This is a genomic window from Chitinophaga arvensicola, from assembly GCF_900110835.1.
GTDB classification, from domain to species: domain Bacteria; phylum Bacteroidota; class Bacteroidia; order Chitinophagales; family Chitinophagaceae; genus Chitinophaga; species Chitinophaga arvensicola.
Map to the genome: position 1 here is coordinate 1,731,557 of NZ_FOJG01000002.1, position 19,579 is coordinate 1,751,135.

A 19,579-nucleotide genomic window follows, 5' to 3' on the forward strand; every position below is an offset into this window, starting at 1 on the left:
ATACGACCAATATGCAAACATATGACGTAATCATCACCGGAGGCAGCTATGCGGGGCTGGCTGCCGCCATGGCACTGGGGCGCTCCCTCCGGTCTGTACTGGTACTAGATAGTGGTAAACCCTGTAACCGGCAAACGCCGCACTCCCACAACTTTCTGACGCAGGATGGCGAAACACCGGCCAACATTGCGGCGATAGGTAAAGCACAGGTACAGCGCTATCCCGGCGTGCAATTCAAAGACGCCACCGTCATCAGCGCTGCACAAAATAGCTTTGGATATACCCTGACCACTGCTGCAGGCGAACAATTCCAGGCAAAGAAACTGCTTTTCGCCACCGGGGTAAAGGATGAAATGCCCGCCATCAAAGGTTTTGCCGAATCCTGGGGTATCTCGGTACTTCATTGCCCTTATTGTCATGGTTATGAAGTGAAAAACACTCCCACTGGCATACTGGGTGGTGGAGATATCACGTTTGAATTTGCTAAAATGATCCTCAACTGGACAAAGGATCTGACGATATTTACCAATGGTGGTACCGGTTTCACCGAAGAGCAACTGGAAGGACTGACCCGCAATCGTATAGCCGTTAACGATAAAGAGATCGTGGAAATTATACAGGAACAGGGTCAGATCCGGCAATTGCTGTTTAAAGACGGCAGTACCCATGCATTACAGGCACTGTATGCCAGACCTGTTTTTAGTCAGCATTGCGCCGTGCCTGAGGCACTTGGCTGCGCACTCACCCCGGCGGGGCACCTGGTGGTGAATGAGTTTCAGGCCACCACCGTGCCGGGCATTTTTGCTGCCGGCGATGCCACCACGCCTATGCGTAGCGTTGCCGCAGCAGTAGCAGCGGGCACCCTGGCGGGAGCGATGATTAACCGGGAACTGGCGGTAAGCGAGTTTTAGGAAAGCAGCGGTTGAAGAGGCATACGCAGCAGCAGGCAGGTACGAGTATATGCAGCGACGGGGTATATACCCTGGATCCGCCACAGTGGCCGATTATAATTTGCAATCCGTCCCATCGGGAAAATACCGGCAAAAGTTAACAGCGAACGCTTGCATATGTGGATTTAATTTGATATTTTAGGTACAATGATTAATTTCCATGACCTAAATTAACCTGAATGCTCACAACACTTACAACATTAGCCGCTGTTTTTTTCCTCGCCCACGTTTTTCTCCTGTTTACCTCATTTGGTAAAAAAGGATTTCAGAAACAAAAATACCTGTGGTCACATATTACTTTGTGGATTACAGGTGCATTGGCGGGTTTGATTGCCATTCTTTTTGCCGGTAAAGGCGTTTCAGGGGTGATCGATGTTTTCAACACACCCGGTAAAGCAGCTATACTGCTGCTGATTTCCCTGGCCTTATCCGGTGCAGCGCACAGCATCGTAAAATTGCTGGTACTACCGAAATACCAACGGGCATTGTAATAACGCCCGCGATTATACGAAACGGGGCTGACCAGTATTGGTCAGCCCCGTTTTTTTTACCTTTATCACCGGATGATCTTTTCATCTTGTTGAAATTGCAGCCGTCATACACCTTCAGAAAAATGGCAACGCTTCCGCTTATCACTTTACAAAACGCATTGCCTGCATAAATTTGGTGAAGATGCTGTTGTTCTGGTAGATGCCCATAAATGCTTCCGCCCCCGGGCCGTAGGCAAATACAGGTACCATCACACCCGTATGATCGTCCGTGGAGAACTTACCACTGATCTTACCCGTAGAAAGGTCACCTTCTGAAATGGTCAGTCCACCGGTTTCATGATCAGCCGTTACTACCACCAGTGTTTCTCCGTCTTTCTCCGCATAATCCAATACCGCACCGATGGCACGGTCAAAATCGATCATTTCTTCCGTTACGTATTGTAAATCATTTGCGTGGCCGCCATCATCAATTTTAGAGCCTTCTACCACCAGGAAAAAACCCTGCTCCTGCTGCTTCAGCAGATCGATCGCAGTACGGGTGGTTTGCAGCAACTGATCACCTCTTTGTGCCACCCGCTCCTCTTTAACCAGTCCGACCAGTTTTCCTTTTTTGACAGCAGTGATAGCTGCGGTGGTATATTTTACCTGGTAGCCTTTCTGACTGAATTCACGGAGCAGGTCGCGTCCATCTTTACGCTGATCGAAATGTTCCCTGCCTGCACCGATCAGCACATCTACATCTGATTTCACATAATCTGCCGCTATTTCGGCCGACATGTCACGGAGTGGCTCATGGGTAGCGAAAGTAGCCGGTGTTGCATCGGTGATGTCTGTAGTAACAACGATACCGGTAGCCAAACCATGTTGATGGGCTATTTCAAGCAGCGTTGGTTTGGGCTTGCGCGCAGTATCCACTGCAATGGCGCCATTGTAAGTTTTCTCGCCGATAGCAAATGCAGTAGCACCGGCTGCAGATTCGGTAATATAATCACTGGCAGAATTGGTGCGGGAGAACCCAATACACTTAAACCGTTCCAGGTTAAGCCAGCCTTTATTGGCCGTGAGTCCCGCGTAGATCTGTGTAGTGCCCATGCCATCCCCTATCATGAAAATTATATGCTTTATTTTACGCGGAGATGCAGCGCTGTGCTGCGCCTGCAACGATTGATAAGTGAACGCTATACCCACCAGGAGGAGGACATATTTTTTCATATTGTTTGGTTTTGCTCCGATAAGATAAGTGATTCCTTTATTAAAGAGGATATTTGTAACGCTGGAAACCCCATAGGTTTTTCGTACCTTGCACCCGCAACGGAATGACATGGGAGTTGACCAACCCCGTTTTATCATGATGATCCGATGCAATTGTTACATAAAATGTTAAAGGTGGAAAAATTTTCTTTCGCCATCAACAATATTCATTATATTTATACCTGTTGATCCTGGTTTCTTATAACCGCCGGCGCTGCCCGGCTACCGCAACACTGCAATACTCCGCAGGTTCTGACAGATGATCACCATCAAAAGAAAAATTGCGCGTTGAAATCATCTTCATAATTAACTATTATTTATTAGCACGAAAAGAGAGACACATTTTTATGAATAAGAAAGATATCTGGAGATATAAATCTTTGGAGCAGTTGGAGAATAAGAGTTGGGGAACGGCCACAGATCAAGATTCGGGAATAATTCAGAAATGTCTTGCCTTAGTTAAAGTACCAGTAGTAAAATTATCCGCCAGCGAATTGCGGGTGTTAATCGGACAATCCTTTAATCCAGTCTACCTGGTTCCTTTAGCCCTGGAGATATTACAAAACGATGTACTGGTAACTGCCGGTATGTATCCCGGAGACCTCTTGAAAGCCGTACTCGACGTACCTGCTGCTTTTTGGGAAGAACATCCCGATCTACACAAGAACCTGCAAAACATGATGCAGGAAAGAAGCGAAGAAATTGAAACTGAAATAGACTTACCTGAATTCTGGCGTAATAACCTGGTCATGTAGCCATCTGCCTCATTCTTCTTCAAAATTGAAAAGAGATAACTGCCCGGACGGCGGAAGCTTGTCCTGGTGGAGTGGCGCGTCATTGAAATTAGATAAGGTAATGCCCAGCAACCGGATACGTTTATCTTCCGGATAAGTAGCTGCCAGCAATTGCTTTGCTGTATCAACGATCGTATCATAATCCCCTACCGGAAACGGAAAGGATTGATTCCGCGTGATCTGTTTAAAATCGCTGTATTTAATTTTCAGGGTAACGGTGCGACCTTTCAGGTTATAGCGCTGCAACCGGTCGTATACGGTTTTACCGATTTTTTCCAGTTCAGCTTCCATATCCGCGATCAGGGTAAGATCGAAAGCAAAGGTGTCTTCCGCGCCCAGGGATTTCGTTTCACGGTGCGGCTGTACTTCCCTTTCATCAATCCCCCTCACGATACGGTAGTAAAAGCTGCCCACTTTACCGAAATGCGTTTTAAGATCGGCCTCTGATAATTTCTTCAGATCTGCCCCGGTAAAGAGCCCCATCCTTTTCATTTTATCAGCAGTAACTTTTCCCACGCCATGGAATTTTTCCACAGGCAGCGTTTCCATAAAGGATTCAATGGAAGAAGGCCCGATGAAAGTTAGTCCGTCCGGTTTATTGAGATCAGATGCAATCTTTGCTACAAATTTATTCACCGACACGCCTGCGGAAGCCGTTAGCTGCAACTCATCCCGGATGGCTTGTTTGATCAGCTTTGCTATTTCAATGGCGGAGCCGATCTGTAATTTATCCTGCGTAACATCCAGGTAAGCTTCATCCAGCGAAAGCGGTTCAATAAGATCTGTATAACGGGAGAATATTTCCCGGATATGACGGGAGGCTTCCTTGTATGCATCGAAACGGGGACGCACAAAAATCAGTTCCGGACACAACTGCTGCGCTCTTTTGGACGGCATGGCAGAACGTACACCAAACTTCCGCGCCTCATAGCTGGCGGTGGCTACTACTCCACCCCGCCCTTCCGGGGAACCACCTACTGCAATCGCCTTTCCGCGATAGAGGATATTATCACGCTGCTCTACAGATGCATAAAATGCATCCATATCTATATGAATAATTTTTCGTTGTATGCTGTTTAAATTGTTCTCCATTTCTACACGCCGGAAGCTGTGTAAAGATATTTAGTATTTGATGATTCAACCAGCAAAATTTTACTGGCTGAATCATCAGATACCGCTACCTAGAACCTTTCACGGTAAGAGAGACTTTTAATAATTCCGAAGCCGGTATAGGCTTTCATCTGCGTGAGTGCGCCGTGGCCGTTTACAAAATTCGCCGGCAGATAGGCTGCCAGCGTACCATTGGCGCCGGGTGTACCCGCAGGATCCGTATAGCCCACCATCAGCCAGCTGCCTTTGGCATTGGCATCGCTGCCGTTGTAGTTGCCCGCCCGGAAACTGTGCTGATCCATATAGGTAATGGTTTTATCGCCCAGGTCCAGCACCTTGTAGGTTTGCTCAGGAAAATCCTTGCTGGTTGCGTATATCCTGCCACCTACCGCATAAAAGAGCGTACCATAATTCTTATCTGCGGCAAACATCGTGGCCTTCTCTATTTCCGGCCCGGTCAGTTTTACTTTTTTATCCTGAGAAATACCGGATATCACATTAAACGTTAATAACCACCTGGCGCCTGCAGGATCTTTCATCACCGCGTAAGTCAGATAATTATAGGGTACTGCCCGCATCCACACCAGGTCCATGCCTATATCGTTGAAATTAAACAAGGGCATGGAAGTAGGATTGTATTCCATCAGGCTGGAAACATTGGACCCTGGCTTGTGCCGGAGAAAACGTTTTTTATCGACATCAAATAAGGTCGTGTAACTCGTACCTCCCATGTTGTAATAACGACCGAGAAAAGGTGCTGCACGATAAGCAGTGGCTTCTCCGTTTACCCGGTTCATACGGACGCTGTATGCTGCCGTACCACCACGTTCGTAAAAATTCCCCTTTCCGTCGTAGAAACTTACGGTCGACTGAAACGCGCCTGCACCATTGGCACCTACATATGCCGGCCGGAACGAGGAGGAATCTGTCAGTGTGGTTTCATGCACCATGCCCCACTCCCAACGGGTAGTCAGATCATCATTGCGCAGTTTCCACGCACCCTGATCGGTACAGATGTAAATCCATTCGTGATCCGGATCTCCATAGGTAGCATTGTGATAGGGCGGCGGCATGATATTAAGGATATAGGTGTATACATAAGCTACATCCCTCGGGCCTGTCAGCTGCTTGGGGATTACCGGCGAAGCACTGAGGATATCCCGTGTGATGGCATCAGGTTTTCCTTTTAACAGGTTTACCATATCCAGTGTGGCCCTTCCGTTTACATCACTGAACACAAGCCAACCTTCGTAGGTGGAAGACATTACGGTAAAAGATTTCGATAACTGGCTGTAGATATTACCGGTTACTTTATCTGTCATCTCAAAATACAGGCTATAACTGCCTACCGGAATATCTATTTTTGCCCGGAGATTCCTGGTGGTTCCCAGCTCATACGACGTGCTGTTCTGTTGATTCGCCACCCACAGATAAGAGAAACGGGTAGTATCATCCAGGATCTTTTTGTCGAGGTTAGCGCTGATCACCGGTGTTATCTGCAGGGTATCGAAGCGGTAAACAGACAGGTTGCCGGCGAAGGTGTCTATCGTCACCTTGTTTATCTCTTTATAATCATAATTGCCCTGGTCTTTATAACAACTGCTGAACCATAGGGAGCCGGCCAGCAATAATGGTATCAGTCCTTTTTTCTTATATCGTAATAACATCTGTTTATTTTTTTCGGAAGATGAAAAGGCAGTGGTTAATTATCACAAACGGAGCTGGCATACGCGCCTGCGGCCATAGGAAACTCCACATCGGTATAATCGTTTTTATCCATTACCGGTGTTTGCTTATCGGACATAGCCCGTAAGTAACATCTCATTAACCGGCCGTACTCCATGATCAGGCTGGTATTAAAGCCTTTGTCCTGGATGGCAGTCATCGGGATATTAAAGTGATTACAGAGAAATAATAGTTTGGTATTGGAAAAATCACCCAGGTAGTATTTCCCGAAAGTTGGCCACCATACCGGTTGCGGCAGGTTATCATAAAATCCGAAAGTACGGGTGACCATAGATTTATAAATCCCAGGCTGATATTCAATGTATTCCCTGGCGTAGGCGGTATCTATGCCATCACCACCGGTAAGCGTCAGGGTCAGATACAAGGGCATTTTCTTCATGATGGCAGATTTCTTTGCCCGGATCTGCATGTTGGCAACCGATGCACCAGCCCTGATAATACAGCTTTGTTCATCTATCGTAAAATCACCTTCAGGTAAAGTAGAGGTTTTATCCACCACCACCTGGAAGCGGCGGTCGTGAGACACCGGTTGCCCCGTTACCCATACCTTTGATTCCAGTATAACCTCCGGTACTACTTCATTCAGCAATCCCATATTTCCGATAAGGGTATCGAACTGGTTAGCGGTTTTGGCATATCTCACCGGCTGACTGTGAATACTTCCATCACTTCCGTTATAGTGTAACCAGAACGAATCTGTTCTGGAATGGAAATAGACACTGCTATTGGCATTGTACACTGCAATCGTTGATTTCTTACACGAGAAGAAGACGATGATGCCTGATATGAACAGGAGCAGGGATATTTTTTTATACATCTCAATAATTTAAAAATCAGCAATTAATTACCTGGTGTATGAATGACTAACTCATCACGCGGAACCGGTACTACGTAATCCTTTGCAGTCATGTTTCTCATTGCCGTAGCCACGCTGTTGTTGCAATCAGGAATGGAACCGGCAAACGTTCTTTTATAATAGAAGAACAGTTGTCCTTCCCCAAAAAACTCTTTTGCATATTCTTTCCCTATTTCTATCTGCAGATCACCTGTTGTTCCGGCCATCGCATTACGTGCTTCCCGGATGGTATTGAGGTAAGTCCATCCCGAAGCCATATCCGGCGAGGTTTCAGCAGCGATCAGGTAACATTCGGATGCCCTGATAACCGGTACCATCGTACCTTTTGCATATTTGAAAAATAGTTTGAAACTATAGGAACCATCCGGCGCCGTATTCCAGATAGCCGTACTCATTCTCACATCTCCCGAATTATTTTCATAGCAGAGATTCAACCGGTCATCTTTAGGATAGAGTATTCTCCAGTCTACCGGAATCACATAACTGAAATAGGTATTATAGCTGTTGATCAGTTTCTGGTTCTGTATACAAAACACTACGTCTCCACTGAGTGCGGGATCCCTGGCTGCATCTGTAGGTTTGGAGCCATTGAACGGATATAACGCGGGCTGGGCCTGGATCACTTCTTTTGCACAGGCAAAAGCATCCGGTTTGTTGCCGCGATAGAGGAACATTCTTGCCTGCAAAGTAGTTGCTGCATAGTAGTTCATCTTTTTGTTAAAAGCAGTCGTGGAATCCGGTGTAACCAATAACTTCCTGGCAATCTCATTATCGCGCAGCAGTGAATCCATGAAGTTATTCGCCCGCATATAATCTTTCGGCGTTTTTGAATAACTGCTGTAGTAGGGAATGGCGTACTGCGTGGAGTCGGCCGACTTATACACCGGACCAAAAGTACGCAGCAGGTCGAAGTACAGAAAGGTTCTCAGCGCCAGTGCCTGCCCTTTAACAAGACGGTAATTATTACCGGTAAAGACATCTTTGCGCCTGTCTATCTGATCAAGGATCAGGTTCAGATTGGCAATCATCGTATAGCCACCGGACCAGATAGCAGACATATATCCCTGAGTTTTGCTATCATCGTAAGAAAAAGAAGCGACCGTTTTAAATGGTGCATTCACTCCTCCTGTTCCCTGGTAGTAACGTTGGCCCAGCAGTTCCATGACTACCATGTTGGTAGTGCCTCCATAATTCTTCTGATCGGCCATTGTGAGATAGATACCATTCAGATGTTCCATAAAACCGGATTCGGTGTTATATGCTTCATCCGCCAGCACCGATGTTTCCGGCTTTACATCCAGGTATTTACTACAGCCGGATAAAACGGCCAGTAGTGCTATGATGTAACAATGAAAGTTAAATTTCTTCATAAACAGTATTTTTAGAAAGTAGCATTAAGGGAAAAAGAGACAGACCTTGCGTAAGGGTAATCGAGGCCTCTTTCGCGTTGAATGGTAGACAGGCGGAAGATCTCATTCATATAACCGGTTACCCGCAAACCCTGCATACCGGCCTTTTTCAGCCATGGTGCGCCATAGAAATCGTATCCGAAGGAAATGGATTCCCCACTGAGGGCATTTTCTTTCTGGATAAAACGGGAAGACATTGGTGTATAGGTGATACTTCCGGCGCCATCAACTGTTCCGAGATATTTAAAGGGCACCACATCACCCGGCTTCTGCCAATGACCGTACAGGGCTCTTTTGTCAAGATTGGAAGTGAACATCTGACTGGAGTTAATATTTTCCGCCTTCGTATACAATGCACTATTGAACTGGTAAGAGTTGAGGATATAGCGCATATTCAGACTGGCAGTAAATCCACCCCACTGGAAGCTGGTACCGACCACCCCTTGTATAGTGGGTTGTGAATTGCCAACCTTAACGATATCTCTTTCATTGTAAGTGAAAGTGGGCATACCTTCTTTCGTCAGGAAAATTTCTCTTCCCGTACCAGGATCAATACCAAGAGAACGTACCGCCCACAGATCATCCGGGTGTGCGCCATCGCGGTAGCGTTGCAGGGTAGCGTTGTTACTGGCCATATCATGCCTTAGACTATCGGAACCATTTGCGCTCTGATTCTTACCATTGAGAATATCGAGTGAATTACCGATACCACCATAGGTAGCATTGTAATGTCCGCCACTTACATTCACCCGCCAGTAGATCCTGTCTTTGGGAATGCTGATCACGGTACCGATTAAAGTAAAATCTATACCCTGTGTGCGCAGGTTACCGATATTGATCATCTGTGTAGAAGACCCTACAGACGGGGCATTTGGCAAAGACACCACCAATGGATCGGTAAATTTATCATAGATATTCAGGGTGGCGCTGAGCCGGTCTTTAAACAGGCGGCCTTCAAAACCGATGGTTTTATTTAATGTCTTCTGCCAGGCCAGGTCCGGATTCCCCCAGGTGCCCACTACCAGACCACTGCCATTATCATTGATCATGGATCCGTAGTAATTAAGGGTGGTAAAGGAATTATAGCTACCGAAGCTCTGGTTACCGGGGTTACCGATACTTGCGCGCAGCTGCATATAGCTGATAATACTGCTCTGCTTCATGAATGCTTCATTATGCAGGTTCCAGGCGAGTCCTACTGTCCAGGTATCCGTAAAACGCCTGTTGCTGCCAAATACAGAAGAGCCGTCTTTACGATAGTTGAAATCAAACATATACCTGCGGTCGTAGCCGTAGTGGAAGTTGGCAAAACCGCTCATAGCGCGGGTTACATTCCTTCCATAGGAAGGTTTTTCTCCTTCCGGGTATTCCGTACCCAGGGAAGGCGACAGGAAAGAGCCTGCGGGGAAACCTGTTACGCTGTAGGCATTGAAGACATTCGTGGTATTATCTATCTGGAAACCGGGAACTATATTTACTTCATGTTTGCCGTTGAATACTTGTCCGTAGCTTCCCTGTAGAAATCCCTGGTAAAAGAAATTATCATTTTTTGAATTGCTGTACAATCCACGCTGAGTGACATCTTTGTTATCAAACTCCGAATTCTGCGGCGCACGTAATATTTCTGTGGAAGTATTGTTCTTTGTCACAGCGAAACGTGCATCAAAACGCAGATATTTTGTAGCCTGGTAGAAAGCGGAAAAACGGTTGCTGATCTGCAGGTTGTTGGTTTCATTTTTATTGGGCAATCCAATCTGGTATAGAGGATTGGGCGTTCTTTCGTAAGTCGGTGGATTACCGGTGTTGTAATTCGCGATCGATTCCAGGTACTTTGCGGTATCGGCCACGAAATAAGGCATCGCTGTTACATACTGAGAATAACTGCCATAGGGCGATTCCGTTGCTTTATAGGAAGTCAGCAATAATTTGTTGGTAAAGGAAAATTTCCCGGTGCGGTACATCAGGTCGATGTTGGCATTGCCGGTATTTCTGCCGGAACCTTTCATCACGCCGGGTGTCTGGCCGTATTTGAGGCCCAGGCCATACCTGAATTTATGATCTCCCCCATCTACATAAATGGAGTAATTCTGGGAGTAAGCGGTAGGTACCAGCGGAGCGCCCATCCAGTAAGTATTTACGCCTCGCTGTACGTTACTCAGCCGGCGGTTATAGATCGAATCCAGGCGGATGCGGTCTTCCATTTTATCGGTAGGTGCACTGTACACGCCTACCTGTTTCTGGAACTGTAATATTTCCGCTGCGTCCATCATGTTATAATCATGCAGATCAGCGAAAGAGAGACTGTTATCGGTAGTAAAAGAGAGACTCATTTTACCATTGCGGGGCAATTTCGTTTCCACCACCACTACTCCATTGGCGGCTTTGGAGCCATACAGCGCCGTAGATGCAGCATCTTTCAGGATCGTGATGGATGCCACGCGGTTCATATCGAGGCCGATAATGGTAGCGAGATCTGTTTCAAAACCATCCATGATGAATAACGGTTGGTTCGGATCGTTCTTCAACTGGTCGGTAGCGCCAATCATGCTTGTTTTCCCCTGGATAGAAAGATTGGGCATCACATTGGGGTTGGAACCGGCGAGGTTATTTTCCATTACCAGGAAAGACGGATCCAGCGTGCGTAAACTCTGCACAATGTTTTGGTTTCCGATGGTTTTCAGTTGCTCTCCGGTGTATACTGAATAGGATCCTGTAAAACTTTCTTTCTTACGGGAAAAGATACCCGTAGATACGGTGACTTCACTGATCTGCTGTGGCAGTACCTTCATCTTCACATCCAGTGTGGTACGGCCATTCAGCCGGATCTCCTGGGTTTCAAAGCCTACCATTCTCACGAGGATCACCGCTCCTTCCGGTAGCTGTTTTAACTCAAAAGTACCGTCGGCGGCAGTAAGCGCTCCCCTGGCAGTACCTTTCAGCACTATGCTGACACCGGGAATGGGTTCATTTTTTTCGTTAGTAATCCTACCCCTGAGATCTGATAATGCAGGGGCGTCCTCTTTAAACGACACCGGGGCCGTTTGTGCTGCCTTTATAAAGACCGCCTTTTTATCGGCTTTGATCACAAAGGTCAGCGGTAATCCTTTCAGACAGGCTTCCAGTGCATCTTCCAGGGAAGCGTTCCGGATGTTTACACTCACTGGCTGCATTTTGTCGAGCAGTTGCTGATCCCAGAAAAAGGAATAGCCTGTTTGCTGACGGATCTGGCTGAATACCTTCGGCAGGGGGCTATTGGTGGTGGTAATACTCACCCCCTGCGAGAAGGCCGCAGCGCTGATCTGTAACGTGGCCGCCAGTAGTAACATAGCAGTCATTCTCATAACTAACAGCAGTTTGGTTGATGATGGCATAGTGGTCATGGTTGGTTCTTGATTCTTACTTTTTATCCGGCAAATAGCAGCCACCTCCTTTTTTCAAAGGCAGCTTTCATATCGTCATTAATGTTGTTGTGCAGGCGCTACGGCGTCACTGTAACTGTTCTCCCCTTCAACGTGGCATGTATGCCATTCTCGTTTAAAAACTCCAGGATTACCGGCAAAGGCACCTGTTTGTCCATCAGTCCGCCGAAACGGCGGTCTGGTATTGTTCCTGTATATATTACATCTACGTTATACCATCTTTCCACATCGCGCAGGATGCTTTTGATATCTGCGCCACCGAACGACAGCTGCCCGTTTCTCCATGCTGCTACCTCCGTGGTATCGGCATTGCGGATACTGATGTTGTTGTTAGTGATGGCGGCCATTTTACCGGGCTGCAGGATCACCTGTTCATGGCCGTTGCTTACTTTAATGCTGCCACTGAGCAAAGTGGTTTGCTGTGCCGGTTCATTTTCATATGCTTTTATATTAAAGGCTGTACCCAGTACACTGATGGTGGTTTCCCCGGTTTTTACGGTAAACGGTTGTTGTGGTTGCGCTGCAATCTCGAAGTAGCCTTCTCCCTTCAGGATTACCTCCCGTTCCTTGCCGGTGAAGGCTGTAGGGAAGCGCAGGGAAGAGGAAGCATTGAGCCAAACCTTTGATCCGTCGGGCAATACCAGTTTATATTGTCCGCCACGGGGTGTAGACAATACATTGAAGGCAACCGGCGCATTGTGTGTGGTGGCCTGGTATTGCAGCTGGCCGCTTTGCTGACGGATAGCTGTTTGCTGCTGCCAGATGGTTTGTTCACCTGCGCTATCCAATGGTACCTGCGATCCGTCTGCGAGGGTGAGCACGGCTTTGTCGGTGACCATTGCTACCGGTTTGTTTACGGGAGATGGCAATGCCAGTTGCTGTCGTAGCAGCCATCCCCCACCCACTGCCGCGAGCAGCAATATCACTGCCGCTGCGCGGATTAACGGGCGTTTATAAAGCGGCACTGATTTTTTCCGCAACTGCTTTTCGCGGGTAATAATATTATTAAAGAGTATTTCTTCTCTCTCCGCAGAGAGCAGGCTTTCCCCGGAATAATTTTCCAGCAGTTGCAGCAACGCTTCCGGCACCGGGCTTTCTGTAGCCTGCAGTTCACGGATAAACGCTTCCAGTTCTGTTGTGGTCAGTTGGTTGTCCAGGTATCCCTGCCATAATATGTTAAATCGTTCACTCATTCCTCGATATCAAAAACGCACACCTGTTAAGCATTTGTGGTGCATACGGTTATAAAGACACATATTTAAACAGGGAATACTAGCCGGCAGGAAAAAAAATTTAATTCTTTTTCCAGAGAAAGATTTCTATAGCACAAATTAATAACAAAAGCCCGCTGGCACGGGATTCCAGGAAACGCCGGATATTTTGCAGGGCCTGGGCCATGTGATTCCGAACGGTATGTTTACTGATATGCAGGCGTTCCGCAATTTCTTCCTGGGTTAAACCTTCTTCGCGGCTGAGGCGGTAAATATGCTGCTGCTGTGTGGGCAAATGATCTATCGCCTGTTTCAGCAACTGCCCGGATTCTTTTTGCAATAAAGCCTGTTCAGGCGTGGCTGAAGTTTCGGAAAAGAAATGTAAGAGATCGTCTGTAAAATGCTGGTCGTACGATTTTTTCCGTAATTCATTAAAGATATAATTACGGGCATTGATGAAGATATAGCCACGGATATTATCTATTTCCGCCAGTGCAGCGCGGTTCAGCCAAAGCTTCAGAAAAATTTCCTGCACCATGTCTTCCGCTACTACAGCAGATTTGGTCATCATCAATGCAACAGTATATATATTACCGCTATACTCGTGAAAAAATTCACGAAATGCATCTTCCTGTCCTAATGCTACACGTAGTAACAGGGAATGAGTAGTATCTTTTACTGATGGCTCCAATGTCTGTCCTGCAAATAAATCGGGGATAAAAATAAAAAAAGAAAGATAAAAAACCGGAAGAATGTATACTGCCTGAATAGCAGTTGGCTACAACCCTTTACCAGAAAGACATACAAAACATAGCGGATAATCAGATATCAAATCAATAACAGTTTTTGTCAAAATAATACTATTCCGGATGCTTATCTTTAGGCACTAAATTATTTTGCCGTGGCTCAGTATGAGGAAGAAGTTTCACATGAACATAAAAGATTTGAGAACATCATCTGGGAGGGAAAAACCATTTCCGGAAGAGATTTTTATGATTGTCACTTTTACAAGTGTAGCCTGAAGGAATGTATTTTTGATGAATGTTCTTTTGATAAATGTACTTTTGAAGCCTGTGATCTGTCGTTGATCCAGTTTACAAAAACCTCCTTCAGCCGGGTGGTATTGCAGGAAACAAAGGCCATCGGTATTGCCTGGCATAATGCACGGCCGCCGCTTACAGTAGAATTCCATCATAGCCGTATCAGTTACTCCAGCTTCTCAGGATTAAATCTGAAGAAAGGCATCTTTAAAAATTGCCAGGCAGATGAAGCCAACTTTACGGAGTGCAATTTAACACAGGCAGATTTCCGGGGCACCGACCTGGCCGGAGCACGATTTGCCCTGACGGATCTTACCCAGGCCAATTTTGTGGGTGCGCAACGTTATGCTATTGATGTACAGGGGAATAAAATACGAAAAGCAAAATTCAGTTTACCGGATGCGCTATCGCTGCTGGATGGACTGGGTGTGGAAATTGTAGATGAATGATTTATTATACCATAAGAAATAGAAAATCCCGGCTAACAGCGCCGGGATTTTTTTGTGATGGTATTTCAGTGGTATAGGGAAACGGGTGCGTAAGCCAGCAGGCATACGCCGCTCATGGGTTTGGATGAAGGGCCGGTTATGATACAATCGGGAGTGGTTTCGTTTTGCTTTTGGAAATTCTTCTGCCCCGGAAGAAGAGGTATAAATTCAGGAAGAGCATGATGCCCAGCCAGATGAAAAATCCGCCGATGCGACCGCTGAGTATTTCCATCATAGAACGTGGATTGGAGATCGTTTCCGCGATTTTCATGATCCAGAAAGCGAAACCGATATTCAACAGGTAAAAACCGGTTTCAAATAATTTGTTGGTCGCAGCTGCCAGTTCCTGGTTGCCGTGAAAAATATCCAGCATAAACACTTTACTGTTTTTAAACAACGTGTAGGCGACCAGCCAGGTAACTGCAGTTACCACCGGCAGATAGATCATGTAGGCAAAAAAGTTGAAAGAGGGTTGCATATACTATGATTTAAGTGATGGAATGGTTTGTTTTCTTTTACTGATAAGGTAGATGACCAGCATATTAAAGCAGTGCAATACGGCGAGGGAAAGGAGGATCAGGCCGGTCATGGTGGTAATACTCACCAGCATTTCCGTCCAGTTGCGGATCGTATCCCAGGTACTGATCATCACTGTGGCATAACCCAGGTTCACGAGATAATATCCCACCAGTAAGATGTTATTGATGGCATCTGCCAGGCCTTTCTGTTGTTCCATCAGGCCGAGAATAAACACCCTTCCGTTGCGGTAAAACCGCCATCCCACATTCACGGTGATCAGGTAAGTGATAGCGAGATAAATCGCGTAAGCAATGGTATTCATATGGGTTCATTTGCTTTCAGGATCAAAGGTATTTAAACTTATCGAATTTTCAAAATATTCTGAAAGTTTCTAAAGAAATGATAGTTAATAACACGATGAACGAGCAGGCAGGAGTTTGCTATATGAGTGATGTACCGGAGGGATTGGTATCTGCCGGTTTATTTACCGGCGGACCCGCAAAATAACCTTGTATCAAAATACGACTGTTGTTTACCGGCAGCAGGCAGGAAATAAAATGGATTTTCTTACTTTGTCGGAAAACCTGTTGATAGTATGATCAGGAAGAAAGAAGGATTCCAGGGTCAGCGTATGATTGTAATACCGCGTAATGTACTCAGCGGAAAATGTGCACGGGAACCGGCGCTGACGCCCCTATTCATCACAGATATCGGTTGCTATCCGAAAGCCATGTTTCACCACCGGAAACGGACGCAGGGTGCGGATCAGCATATCCTCATCTATTGTACAGAGGGTAAGGGCAATGTTACGCTTAGAAAAGAAACATACCTTATGGAAGCCGGCGATTGTATCCTGTTGCCCCGCAAATGGGCGCATGAATACAGTGCTGATGAAACCGATCCATGGACTATTTACTGGGCACATTTCCAGGGAACCAGTGCGGATAGTATTGTGGAAACTGCCGTCAGGGAATGGAAGGGACATAAAATCGTGCTGCAGCATTCTCCTGAACGCATACCGTTGTTTGAACGCATCTATGAGCAGCTACAGCGCGGATACCGGGAAGAAAACCTGGTATGGTCCAACATGAACTTCTGGTCTTTTTTGTCGTCCTGTATTTACCCGGAGATGGCGAAACCGGGAAAAGCCAGACAGCGCCACGATAACATAGACCAGGCCATTGATTTTATGAATAGCCACCTGGATCATATGCTGACGCTGCAACAGATGGCGCAGTCTGTAAACCTGTCCCAGTCGCACTTCTGCTTTCTTTTTAAAAATAATACGGGCTTCTCCCCCATCGAATATTTCAACCAGCTGAAAATCCAGAAGGCCTGCCAATACCTGCTGTTTACCCAGCTGCGTATCAAGGAAGTGGCTGCCCGGCTGGGTATGGAAGATCCCTGCTACTTCTCACGAATGTTTACCCGGGTAATGGGTGTGTCGCCGAATCAGTACCGCGAAAGAAACGCATAATCGTAAAATTATCCATCATAATCAGCATATCATCTAGCCCCTTTTTCCTGCGTCCGTGTTATTTTTACAGACGTCAATGAAAAAACTACAATGATCCAACTCTCCACGTTGAGGATTACAGTGATCCTCGCTTTTTCTGCGGGAGCAGGTTTGCTGTTTGCGGCCTGTCACTCCGGTAAAAAAGTAGACTTCAGTACGGAGGTAAAACCCGTGCTCAATAAACATTGTATCAGCTGTCACGGAGGCGTGAAACAAAGTGGCGGATTCAGTGTATTGTTCCGGGAAGAAGCCCTGGGCGTCACTAAGTCCGGCAAGCCCGCCATCATTCCCGGCCACCCGGAAAAGAGTGAATTTATCCGCCGCCTTACCTGTAAAGATCCGAAAGAAAGAATGCCCCAGAAAGGCGAACCGCTTACTGATCACGAAATAGATGTGCTCACCCGCTGGGTGAAACAAGGGGCGGAATGGGGTGAACACTGGGCGTATGTATCTCCCAAAAACATTCCCCTGCCTGATATTTCCGTTACCAATGGCAACGATATTGATCATTTTATACAGGCCAAACTCAAGGAAGAAGGGCTGAAACCGGCCCCCGAAGCAGACAAGATGACCCTGTTACGCCGCGTTAGCCTGGATCTCACCGGCCTGCCACCTACAACCGAAATGGCACAGCAGTTTGCCAGCAACAAAGATCCCCGTGCCTACGAGCAACTGGTGGATTCACTTCTGCAATCACCGCATTATGGCGAACGCTGGGCGGCTATGTGGCTCGACCTGGCCCGCTACTCAGATACCAAAGGCTACGAAAGGGACGATAACCGGAGAATATGGCGGTACCGCGACTGGGTCATCAATGCATTCAACAACGACATGCCGTACGACAGCTTCACCATTGAACAGCTGGCAGGCGATCTCCTACCCGCTCCTACCCGCGATCAGCTCATTGCCACGGCATTTAACCGCAATACCATGACCAATGATGAAGGCGGTACACAGGATGAAGAATTCCGTACTGCTGCTGTAATGGACCGCGTAGCCACCACCATGGATGTATTCCAGGGAGTTACCATCGCCTGCGTGCAATGCCATAGCCATCCCTACGATCCTTTCCGCTTTGAAGACTATTATAAACTGCTGGCCTTCCTCAACAATACCCGTGATGAAGATACCCACATGGAACATCCTAAACTTCGTTTGTACGACAGCGTTAGTACGTCCGAAGTACGGCAGGTGAGCGATTGGGTAACACAGAATGGCACCGCGAAGCAATCGGCCGAAGTGGCCGAATTCCTTTCCGTGCTGGAACCCAAGGTGCATGCACACGACGCCGATAACTATATCAACGGCGCCCTGCTCGATACCAAATACATGGGGGTGCGCAATGGCGGCAGTTGCCGTTTGCCTCATCAAAACCTGGATGGAAAAACGCAGTTACTCATGAACTACTGGACCGGCAGTAAAGGTGGTACGGTAGAATTCAGACTGGATAGTTTACAGGGCCGCACCATCATCAAACAGGCGCTGGCGCCTACCAATGGCCGCCTCGCTATCAGTATGCCGCTGCCGGCTGTAACAGGTACACATGACCTGTATCTCATTTTCCGTAATCCTTCGCTGAACCCGGCAGATGCGGTTTGCAGTGTGGAATGGTTTGCACTCCGCGATGATCTGCCCGGTAAAGGAAAACCTGGTTATGATAAGATCAACGCAACCATGCTCACCATCGTGAACCAGAACCCGGAAGATGTACCTATCATGGTAGAAAATCCACCCGTAATGGCGCGTATTACCAATGTGTTCGAAAGAGGCAACTGGATGGTAAAAGGAAAAGCCGTTACACCGGATGTTCCCCATTCACTGAATCCTTTCCCGGCGAAAGCACCGCGTAACCGGCTCGGACTGGCGATGTGGCTCACTGATAAGAAAAATCCACTGACAGCCCGGGTAATGGTAAACAGGCTATGGGAGCAGATTTTTGGAACAGGTATTGTGGAAACCATTGAAGACTTTGGTACACAGGGCTTCCTCCCTTCGCACCCTGAACTGCTGGATTATCTTTCCTATCAGCTGATGAATAAATACCAGTGGCATCTAAAACCACTGCTGCGCGAGATAGTACTTTCTGCCGCTTATAAACAATCTTCCGCCACCACGCCTGAATTACAGGAAAAAGATCCGGCCAACCGCCTGCTGGCAAGAGGTCCGCATTTCAGGCTTACTGCAGAAGAGGTAAGAGACCAGGCACTCACTGTGAGCGGCCTGCTGAACCGGAATATGTATGGCGCCAGTATTATGCCGTATCAACCGGATAATATCTGGCAAACCGTATGGAGCGGAGCTACCTGGAAAACAGCCAACGACGGCAACCAGTTCCGCCGGGCGTTATATGTTTTTCAGAAACGCACCAGCCCTTATCCTTCCATGATTTCTTTTGATGGCAGCAGCCGCGAAGTATGCCTGCAACGCCGCATACGCACCAATACGCCCCTGCAGGCACTGGTAACGCTCAATGATCCGGTGTACGTGGAAACAGCCGCCGCATTGGCCAGGCAGATGCTGCAAAAAGGTGGCAATGATGCCGCTGCGGGTATCCGTTGGGGTTACCAGGCTGCGATGTACAAAACATTACCTGATAACAAACTGAAAGCATTGCAACAGCTGTATACATCGGCCCTGAAGGAGTATCAGCAAAAACCCGCAGAAGCAGATAAACTGTTGCAGCAAAAAGATAATACACCACAAAAAGCGGAACTGGCGGCACTTACGGTAGTAGCCAACGCTATTATGAACCTGGATGAATTCCTGACTAAATCCTAAT

At 47.1% G+C, this 19,579-nt stretch carries 16 protein-coding genes; 6 read left to right on the forward strand and 10 right to left on the reverse strand.

Going from position 1 to position 19,579, the window contains the following annotated elements; translation table 11 throughout:
* Window positions 1-11: 11 nt before the first annotated feature.
* Together BMW79_RS24370 and BMW79_RS24375 are read left to right on the forward strand one after the other, a co-directional pair.
* Entirely contained in the window at window positions 12-911 is a 900-nt protein-coding gene (locus tag BMW79_RS24370; protein WP_089899100.1) for an NAD(P)/FAD-dependent oxidoreductase, read from the forward strand.
* Between the two features lie 218 nt (window positions 912-1,129).
* A complete protein-coding gene (locus tag BMW79_RS24375; RefSeq protein ID WP_089899103.1) occupies window positions 1,130-1,441 on the forward strand; it encodes a hypothetical protein in 312 nt (103 codons plus the stop codon).
* 141 nt (window positions 1,442-1,582) lie between these two features.
* Here the strand turns inward: BMW79_RS24375 and BMW79_RS24380 are convergent, their stop codons facing one another.
* The gene (locus tag BMW79_RS24380; RefSeq protein ID WP_089899106.1) at window positions 1,583-2,653 is read right to left on the reverse strand and encodes an alkaline phosphatase; all 1,071 of its coding nucleotides are present in this window, start codon (window positions 2,651-2,653) and stop codon (window positions 1,583-1,585) included.
* A gap of 386 nt (window positions 2,654-3,039) precedes the next feature.
* Here BMW79_RS24380 and BMW79_RS24385 point away from each other — a divergent pair, with 386 nt between their 5' ends.
* Window positions 3,040-3,447 carry a contact-dependent growth inhibition system immunity protein gene (locus BMW79_RS24385; protein WP_089899109.1) on the forward strand — a complete coding sequence of 136 codons (408 nt, stop codon included), beginning with the start codon at window positions 3,040-3,042 and terminating at the stop codon, window positions 3,445-3,447.
* Between the two features lie 9 nt (window positions 3,448-3,456).
* Here BMW79_RS24385 and dinB read toward each other — a convergent pair whose 3' ends face one another.
* The 7 genes from dinB to BMW79_RS24420 form a co-directional block, all read right to left on the reverse strand.
* Entirely contained in the window at window positions 3,457-4,578 is a 1,122-nt protein-coding gene (gene dinB / locus BMW79_RS24390) for a DNA polymerase IV (protein ID WP_089899113.1), read from the reverse strand.
* A gap of 89 nt (window positions 4,579-4,667) precedes the next feature.
* Window positions 4,668-6,263, reverse strand: a complete 1,596-nt coding sequence (locus tag BMW79_RS24395; protein WP_089899116.1) for a PKD-like family lipoprotein — start codon at window positions 6,261-6,263, stop codon at window positions 4,668-4,670.
* A gap of 35 nt (window positions 6,264-6,298) precedes the next feature.
* Complete coding sequence (locus tag BMW79_RS24400) at window positions 6,299-7,159, reverse strand: DUF4843 domain-containing protein (RefSeq protein WP_089899119.1); 861 nt, start codon at window positions 7,157-7,159, stop codon at window positions 6,299-6,301.
* A gap of 23 nt (window positions 7,160-7,182) precedes the next feature.
* Window positions 7,183-8,568 (reverse strand): RagB/SusD family nutrient uptake outer membrane protein, encoded by a 1,386-nt coding sequence (locus BMW79_RS24405; protein WP_089899122.1) that lies wholly within the window; start codon window positions 8,566-8,568, stop codon window positions 7,183-7,185.
* Between the two features lie 11 nt (window positions 8,569-8,579).
* Entirely contained in the window at window positions 8,580-11,948 is a 3,369-nt protein-coding gene (locus BMW79_RS24410) for a SusC/RagA family TonB-linked outer membrane protein (protein ID WP_177192314.1), read from the reverse strand.
* Window positions 11,949-12,085: 137 nt separating this feature from the next.
* Window positions 12,086-13,219: a FecR family protein gene (locus tag BMW79_RS24415; RefSeq protein WP_089899129.1), complete on the reverse strand. Its 1,134-nt coding sequence runs from the start codon at window positions 13,217-13,219 to the stop codon at window positions 12,086-12,088.
* A 100-nt stretch (window positions 13,220-13,319) separates the two neighbouring features.
* A complete protein-coding gene (locus tag BMW79_RS24420) occupies window positions 13,320-13,928 on the reverse strand; it encodes an RNA polymerase sigma factor (RefSeq protein ID WP_177192315.1) in 609 nt (202 codons plus the stop codon).
* 210 nt (window positions 13,929-14,138) lie between these two features.
* Here BMW79_RS24420 and BMW79_RS24425 point away from each other — a divergent pair, with 210 nt between their 5' ends.
* Window positions 14,139-14,726: a pentapeptide repeat-containing protein gene (locus BMW79_RS24425; protein ID WP_089899135.1), complete on the forward strand. Its 588-nt coding sequence runs from the start codon at window positions 14,139-14,141 to the stop codon at window positions 14,724-14,726.
* Window positions 14,727-14,862: 136 nt separating this feature from the next.
* Here the strand turns inward: BMW79_RS24425 and BMW79_RS24430 are convergent, their stop codons facing one another.
* Together BMW79_RS24430 and BMW79_RS24435 are read right to left on the reverse strand one after the other, a co-directional pair.
* Entirely contained in the window at window positions 14,863-15,243 is a 381-nt protein-coding gene (locus BMW79_RS24430) for a hypothetical protein (protein ID WP_089899138.1), read from the reverse strand.
* 3 nt (window positions 15,244-15,246) lie between these two features.
* Entirely contained in the window at window positions 15,247-15,606 is a 360-nt protein-coding gene (locus BMW79_RS24435) for a hypothetical protein (protein ID WP_089899141.1), read from the reverse strand.
* A gap of 273 nt (window positions 15,607-15,879) precedes the next feature.
* Between BMW79_RS24435 and BMW79_RS24440 the strand changes: the two genes are divergently transcribed.
* Both BMW79_RS24440 and BMW79_RS24445 read left to right on the forward strand, forming a co-directional pair.
* Complete coding sequence (locus BMW79_RS24440) at window positions 15,880-16,761, forward strand: AraC family transcriptional regulator (RefSeq protein ID WP_089899144.1); 882 nt, start codon at window positions 15,880-15,882, stop codon at window positions 16,759-16,761.
* Between the two features lie 90 nt (window positions 16,762-16,851).
* A complete protein-coding gene (locus BMW79_RS24445) occupies window positions 16,852-19,578 on the forward strand; it encodes a DUF1553 domain-containing protein (protein WP_089899147.1) in 2,727 nt (908 codons plus the stop codon).
* Window position 19,579 lies beyond the last annotated feature (1 nt).